This window comes from Shimia sediminis, from assembly GCF_003990645.1.
Classification (GTDB): Bacteria; Pseudomonadota; Alphaproteobacteria; order Rhodobacterales; family Rhodobacteraceae; genus Shimia; species Shimia sediminis.
Map to the genome: position 1 here is coordinate 1 of NZ_RYZK01000084.1, position 673 is coordinate 673.

Here is a 673-nt window from a genome sequence, read left to right on the forward strand (position 1 = left end):
AAATTTGATTTTTAATTCATTTAATAAATAATTTAGGAGAAATTCTCTCTAGAACAATAGGTATAAATCTGTGGTTTGCTCCGCAGATTTCTGAGCATTGTCCAAAAAATAAACCTGAACGATTAATTAAAAAACTAATTTGATTTAATCGTCCTGGTGTAGCATCAATTTTCACTCCTAATGAAGGTACAGTTCAAGAATGAATAACATCAGCGGCAGTCACTAACAATCGGATCTGGGAATTAAAAGGTACTACAGTTCGATTATCTACGTCAAGTAAACGAAAGCTATAAGGAGTAGATTCTTGTGTCGGAATTATATAAGAATCAAATTCTAAATTTTTAAAATCAGAATACTCATAAGATCAGTACCACTGATGTCCAATAGATTTAATAGAAATTAAAGGATTTTTAATTTCATCAATTAAATAAAGTAATTGGAGTGAGGGCAATGCAATAAAAATTAGAGTTAAAGCGGGGAGGATTGTTCAAATTACTTCAATTGTTTGGCCTTCTAGTAAAAAACGATTAATTTGTTTATTAAAAAGTAATTCAAGCAATAAATATCCAACTAAAGTAGTAATAATAAGAAGAATTGATAAAGTATGATCATGAAAGAAAATTAATTGCTCTATTAAAGGTGAAGATCTATCTAAGGTTAAAGTAGAGGCTCA

The 673-nt window shown here is 29.0% G+C and carries 2 pseudogenes; both read right to left on the reverse strand.

The annotated features are described in order from the left end of the window. Positions 1-16: 16 nt before the first annotated feature. Positions 17-352: pseudogene (locus EK369_RS22965) on the reverse strand (cytochrome c oxidase subunit II); the annotation flags it as partial. A 135-nt stretch (positions 353-487) separates the two neighbouring features. After that, positions 488-640, reverse strand: a pseudogene (locus tag EK369_RS22970) (cytochrome c oxidase subunit II transmembrane domain-containing protein); the annotation flags it as partial. Positions 641-673: the final 33 nt, after the last annotated feature.